The organism is Saccharothrix deserti, assembly GCF_009769385.1.
In the GTDB taxonomy this organism is placed as follows: Bacteria; Actinomycetota; Actinomycetes; order Mycobacteriales; family Pseudonocardiaceae; genus Actinosynnema; species Actinosynnema deserti.
In genome coordinates this window covers 50,826-56,946 of record NZ_VKAB01000051.1, presented here as the reverse complement: position 1 = coordinate 56,946, position 6,121 = coordinate 50,826, and the positions used below count along the sequence as shown (strand labels likewise).

General features: G+C 68.7%; 6 protein-coding genes and 1 pseudogene. 2 read left to right on the top strand and 5 right to left on the bottom strand.

From position 1 onward, the window contains the following. Positions 1-302 precede the first annotated feature (302 nt). Complete coding sequence (locus FM051_RS44335; RefSeq protein WP_158853104.1) at positions 303-734, top strand: SRPBCC family protein; 432 nt, start codon at positions 303-305, stop codon at positions 732-734. A gap of 1,002 nt (positions 735-1,736) precedes the next feature. Here the strand turns inward: FM051_RS44335 and FM051_RS44325 are convergent. The 3 genes and pseudogenes from FM051_RS44325 to FM051_RS44315 form a co-directional block, all read right to left on the bottom strand. Continuing rightward, positions 1,737-2,270 (bottom strand): AMIN-like domain-containing (lipo)protein, encoded by a 534-nt coding sequence (locus FM051_RS44325; protein WP_158853103.1) that lies wholly within the window; start codon positions 2,268-2,270, stop codon positions 1,737-1,739. Positions 2,271-2,820: 550 nt separating this feature from the next. Then, positions 2,821-3,525 (bottom strand): annotated as a pseudogene (locus FM051_RS54225) (NADP-dependent oxidoreductase); the annotation flags it as partial. 11 nt (positions 3,526-3,536) lie between these two features. Next, positions 3,537-4,172, bottom strand: a complete 636-nt coding sequence (locus FM051_RS44315; protein ID WP_158853102.1) for a GTP cyclohydrolase II — start codon at positions 4,170-4,172, stop codon at positions 3,537-3,539. A 92-nt stretch (positions 4,173-4,264) separates the two neighbouring features. On the opposite strand from FM051_RS44315, the gene FM051_RS44310 reads away from it, so the two are divergent. After that, complete coding sequence (locus FM051_RS44310; RefSeq protein WP_158853101.1) at positions 4,265-4,762, top strand: MarR family winged helix-turn-helix transcriptional regulator; 498 nt, start codon at positions 4,265-4,267, stop codon at positions 4,760-4,762. A gap of 32 nt (positions 4,763-4,794) precedes the next feature. On the opposite strand, the gene FM051_RS44305 is transcribed toward FM051_RS44310, so the two are convergent. Continuing rightward, positions 4,795-5,013, bottom strand: coding sequence for a hypothetical protein (locus tag FM051_RS44305; protein WP_158853100.1), 219 nt, complete (start codon positions 5,011-5,013; stop codon positions 4,795-4,797). A gap of 642 nt (positions 5,014-5,655) precedes the next feature. Further along, entirely contained in the window at positions 5,656-6,057 is a 402-nt protein-coding gene (locus FM051_RS44300; protein WP_158853099.1) for a hypothetical protein, read from the bottom strand. Between the last annotated feature and the right edge of the window lie 64 nt (positions 6,058-6,121).

Below are 6,121 nucleotides of genomic sequence, written 5' to 3'. Positions count from 1 at the left end.
TCACCGGAAAGGTGCTCCTGAACTCGCACGGACAAGGCCCTAGACAAGCCATATCCTTGCAGCTCAGAGCACCTTTCTCTATGAGCTGGCCACTCTCACGCCAATCCCCCGTGAAAGCAGCGGGCTAACGGGTCACGGCGGACCGGAGTGCGCCGCAAACTTGACAACCGACCATGTGAGTGATTAGTTACTCACATACGGCGCAGTCAGAACACCTACAGCCGCCCCGCAATCTCAACCGACCATCACGTCCACTACGCCCGTGCCGCATAGTGAGTGACTAATCAATCAAGGACATCGCCATGGACATCGACCTGAACGCCCCCGTCATCTCCCGGCACAGCACCACCATCGACGCGCCGCTGGAGACCGCGTGGGCCCTGCACATCGACGTTTCGGCCTGGACGACGTGGCAGTCGGACATCACGGCGGCGGTCCTCGACACCCCGTTCGCACCCGGCGCGTCGTTCTCCTGGGAGACCTACGGGCTGAGCATCACCTCGTCCGTGCACGAGGTGGAACCGCTGCGCCGCACCTGCTGGGGCGGCCCGGCCCACGGCATCGACGGCGTGCACGTCTGGAGGTTCACCGAAGTGGACGGCGGTGTGCTGGTGGAGACCGAGGAGTCGTGGGACGGCGAGCCGGTGCGAGCGGACGTGGCGGGTATGCAGGCGGGACTCGACGCCTCCCTGGTCGCGTGGCTAAGCCACCTCAAGACCGCTGCCGAACGCTGACCGCGCGGCGGTCCGGCCGCGTGGCGCCCGGTTGCTCCACGAGCCCGAGCACCACGGGAAGGTTCGCGCGTTGTCGCCGCTGACGCAGACCGTGGGCAGACCCTCTCCGGTCAGGACGAAGCCGACGACCTGCCGGTGATCGGTTCGACCTCATTCACGGGCCCCCTGGCCGTGGATGGCGGGCACGCCCGTCACGGTGATCGCGCCGCCGCCGGGGCGGTCGAGCTCGATCGACTCCCAGGCGGCCAGCTCCTTGGCCCTGTCCCCCAAGCGCCGGCGCCGTGGCCGATGATCAGCTCCATGCAGCCGCCCGAACGGCAACGGGTTTCAGAACAGCAGCGTCGTGGCGACCGGTGCGGGTTCGGGCATCGGTCGGGCCGCGCAGCCGGTGGAACGTCCGCAGGCTCACCGGGCCGAACCGGCTGTGGGGTTCGAACGGTGTGGCGTTCGGCCCCGACGGGCGTCTCGGCCAACAGCGAGGGCGGTCTGCAGGATCGTCACGTTCGCCGACGGCGACGACCGCTGCCGACTGATCTGGATCCGCGACGTACTCCCCGACGGCCTCGCCCCATCGCTCGACGTGGCCATGACCCGCGGGCCTGGCCGTCATCAAACAGACCTTGGAGGACCGAACCTGACCACAGCCGCCCGGCCTACCGCTCGTGCTTGTCGGACGACTGTGCCCCCGGTGCCACGCGCAGGGAACGGGTGGCTATCGCGGTTCGATCTATGTCCACACAGGACAAGTTCCCACCGCCGAAGGCCCACCACTCGTCCCGCCAGTCGATGGTCGACCAGGCGATCACCGAGACGGACAGGCCGGCAGGCAAGCCGAAGAACTCCTCCAACGCCGATGCGAAGCCCCGCCGGGTCCAGGTACAGCAGCGGCAGCACCTGGTCACCTTCGTCCGGGAACTGCTCGTCCAACGCCCGACGACGTGTGGGCCGAGAGTCATGCGCGCCGAGTGGTGGGGCCGCCTGGCGGGGCAGCCCCACCACGCCTCACCACCGGTGGGCGACGTCCACGACGACGTGGTTGGGCAAGGTGAACACCCGGAACGGCAACCGAGCGCGGACGCCCAGCCCGAGGTCCGTGGTGCCCTCCCAAGACCCGGCCCAGGCGACCTGCCGGAACGTCTCGTACCCGGTCACGTCCACGACCTCCGCCGGGTTCGCCGGCTGGTACGTCGGGTCGAAGTTCTCGTCGTACGACGGTGAGTACGTCGACACGAACAACTTCGCCCCGCCCCGCAACGGAACCGGCTCGCCGGACCCGACGAACCTGACCTCGTCGGTGTAGGCCACGTAGTACCCGCCCTCGACCAGGCTGGTGTCGATCACCAGCCGGTCGAAGCACTCGTGCCGTCCGGAGCGGACATCCGTCACGAAGCCACCGGAACCGTTGAACACGGTCTTCGTTCCAGATCCCCAGTCGACCGGCGTGCAGGCACCCGCACCGGCACTCGCACCGGCACTCGTCGGAACCGCCGACATCGCCACCAACACCGCGGCGACCACCAACGCGACTCTGCGCATGATCTCTTCCCCTCACCGCGGGCTTCCCCTCCCGCTGAGGAGAGGACGCGCGGTCGATCACCAGGTTGCCCGACGGCACCCCCGGACGAACCGAGCAGCTGCGGATGAGCAACCACCGGCCGGGAGTGGGTCGGGTGCCGCCACCTCCCGATGTCGGACAGCACGGTGCCTGTGGCATCGAGTGCTTGGTAGGACGGGGTGTTCGTCTCGTCGACGGACACCCCGGGCAGATCGACCGGCAGTGGGGTCGCCGGGCGGCTTGCGCGACACCTGAGTCGTGGGACAGGGAGAACGGCGGAAGCGCCGGTTCAGGGGATGATGATCGTTTTGCCGCCGGCACCGCCGGCACGAGACCGGGCAAGGGCTGTCGGGGCCTCGTCGAGTGGCACCTCGGCGTCGACGCGGACGCGCAGTTTCCGGTGGCGGCGAGTTCGGCGAGGGTGTCCAGCACCTCGGTGGTCGGGCGGTTGCCGAAGTTGACGCCGAGGATGTCGCGGGAGGCCAGGGCATCCGGGTCGGCGGCGTAGTTGGTGCTGATCAGGGTGCCGCCGGAACGGAGCAGGTCGGCCATCGCACTGACGTCGCCACCGGCGGGGGTGACCAGGTCCAGGACGGCGTCGATGCCATCGGGATGCGCGGCAGCCACCTGGTCGTGGGTGGGGGCGAGGGTGAAGTCGATGACGGTGTGGGCGCCGAGGTCGTGCAGGTGGTCGGCCAGGTCGGGGGTTCCGGTGGCCAGCACCCGGACGCCGGCCTGGGCGGCGAACTGGATGGCCGACTGGCCGACGCCGCCGCTGGCGCCGTTGATCAGCAGCGTGTGCCCGGTGCCCAGGCGCGCGGCCTGGACGGCCTGGTAGGCGGTGACACTGGCGGTGGGTAGCGCGGCGGCCAGGGCGAAGGGCAGGGTGTCGGGGATCCCGGCGATGGTGCCGTTCTCGTCGGCCAGCGTGTACTCCGCGTAGGAGCCCTGTCCCTGTTCCAGGCGCATGAACTGCCCGTAGACGCGGTCTCCGGTGCGGAAGCGGGTGACGCCGGGCCCGGTCCGCTCGACCACGCCGGCGCCGTCCGACCCGATGACCAGCGGGAAGGCGTGTGGCACGGCGTCTTTGAGCGCGCCGTCGGCGACCTTCCAGTCGAACGGGTTCAGCCCGGCGGCGTGCAGGCGCACGAGTAGCTGGCCCGGGCCGGGTTCGGGCACGGGGAGGTCGGTGAGCGTGGGTCGGGTGGCGAAGTCGGTGATGACGACGGCTTTCATGGCGATCCCTCTCATCCGGCCACGTGCGCCAAGTCGGACAGGGCGATGGTGTGGTGGGTGTGCGCCGCCTTGGCGTGCAGGTAGCGCAGGTTGTCCGGGGTGGCGTGCACGCCCGTCGGCACGGTCTCGGCGACGGTGATGCCCAGCTCACGCAACTGCCGCGCCTTGTCGGGGTTGTTGGTGAGCAGGTCCAACTCGGCGACACCGAGGGCGGCCAGCATCTGGACGGCCGGCGTGTAGTCGCGTGCGTCCTCCGGCAGGCCGAGGGCGGTGTTGGCCTGGTAGGTGTCCAGCCCCGCGTCCTGCAGGGCGTAGGCGTCGAGCTTGTTGTACAGGCCGATGCCACGGCCTTCCTGGCGCAGGTAGAGCAGCACCCCGCCGGCACCGTCGATGCGCGCCACCGCTTCACGCAGTTGGGGACCGCAGTCACAGCGGGCCGAGCCGAACACGTCCCCGGTGAGGCACTCCGAGTGCAGCCGCACCAGCGGGGTTCCGCCGGTTCGGCCGCCGAGGACGAGCGCGATGTGCTCGGCCCCGTCGACCAAACCGTGGAAGGTGACCACCTCGGCGGTGACGGAGTAGCCGTCGGCGAAGCGCAGCGGGATGCGAACCCGGGTGCGCACGGCGGCGGGAGTGCTGGTCGGCATGGTGGCTCCCAGTCCTGTCCAGTCGTTCAAATTTAAACTCAAGCGCGACGCTACAGTTGAGTTCGAATTTGAACAACGAGTAGGGTTGTGACATGGGTCTCCCACGGTGGCTGAACGAGGAAGAGAAGCGGGCCTGGAACGCGTTCAGGAGCACGCACGCGTTGCTGAACCAGCGGATGGACCAGCAGCTCAAGCGGGATGCCGGCCTGTCCCACCTGCAGTACGAGATCCTCGCCAGGCTCAGTGGGGCCCCGGACCGGGAACTGCGGATGACCGAGCTCGCCTCCGCCGTGCAGAACTCCAAGAGCGGGCTGACCTACCAGATCGGACAGTTGGAGCAGGCCGGACTGGTGCGCCGGCGCAACTGCCAGAGCGACGTGCGCGCCGTCTACGCCTGCCTCACCGACGAGGGCATGGCCGTGCTGGAGCGGGCCGCGCCAGGACACGTGGCCCTGGTCCGCGAACTGTTCATCGACGTCCTCACCCCCGACCAACTACGGGCGCTCGCCGACGGACTCGGCGAAGCGAGCCGCCGCATGCTGGACTCCGACTTCACTGCCGACCCACGGACCGCGAACCCCGACACTTGAGCCACAGCCCCAAACGGCCCCCAACGGCACCGTCACAGCACGGATCGACGCCAACCGCGCCCCACGCCCACGTCCGCGGACCCGACGTCAGTGGCATGAGCGGACGGCCGGTAAGCGTGGCCGGAGGGGGTGGCGGCGTCGTGGCCCTCAAGGGCGCTCGGCAAACCGGTGAAGCTCCACAGGTGCAGGGCCTCGACCACCAGGCCGTCACGAACGGTCCACGCGGTCGACTGCCACCGTTCGTCGCTCAACAGGCGACCCGCACAATCGCTCCGTGCCGACCATGCGAACGAATCGGACCGACCGGTCGGCACCATCCCCGCAAGGTGCCGCCCCCTTCCGGGTTCAGGAGCAGCTGCCCCATTGGCACTTGTGGCGGGACGCAGGGATCTTGTGCACCTCGGCCTCCTTGCACCACGCGCATTTCGACTTGCCTGCTCTGACACATGCGCAGTTCATGGCGTTACCTCCGGTGTCGCGGGTTCATGTCGGTCGCGCAAGAGTTTGCGGAGCACAACGGCTTGCCCGAACAGGTCGAGCCTTGACGATTTCCGCACCGCCTGATTTCTCGCCTCGTGTCGTTTTCACACCAGGCGGACGTGCACACTCCTCCGCGGTAGTGGCCTCAACCGGCCAGATCCGATCCTTTCCGACCCCCGTTAGCGGCTGTGACCACATCGTTACCCTCGACGACACAATTCGCTCGGAACGTGCGTCGCGAACCCCGACTCATCGGCTGCAGATGTTCCTGTAACGCCCCACGCGGGATCGCGATCTTCTGGCATTCCGCAATACCCACGTTTGAACACCACGAGCCGACCCGGTAGGGCCCGTTCGGACCCGGTACTGCCCGACAAGCACGATGCAGTTCCGCTCTCCACCGTCCGCCGAGATCATCCGGGGTTGTGGCGGCGCGGCCCACCCACGCGGTGACAGACGAGTTCAGCCGGATCGAGGAGATCAAGGGCCAGCGCATCCGCAACGTCCTCGGCAACCAAGCCCCGGCGACAGGTGGTCGCCACCGCGCCGGCCTGCCGAGTCCCGGAAGCACGACGAGGCTCCAGCGCGGTCCCGATCGCCGCGGTCGTCCACCACCACGACATGTACGTGCCCACCAGGCTGTCGCTCGCGGCGGCGTATTCGGTCGGGTCGCTGCGCACGTGGATCACCAACGGGTGGGAGCATGACGGGATCACCGCGTCCGGCGATCGCGTGCTGAACCGCCTGCTCGACATGACCGCCGGACGAGCAAAACCGCGGATGGAGGCGTCACATGCGCTGTTCACCCCGATCACGACCGGTCGTTCACCGCGGACGGCGTCCGGATCACCCGGCTCTGACGTGAGCGGTGCCGCCGCC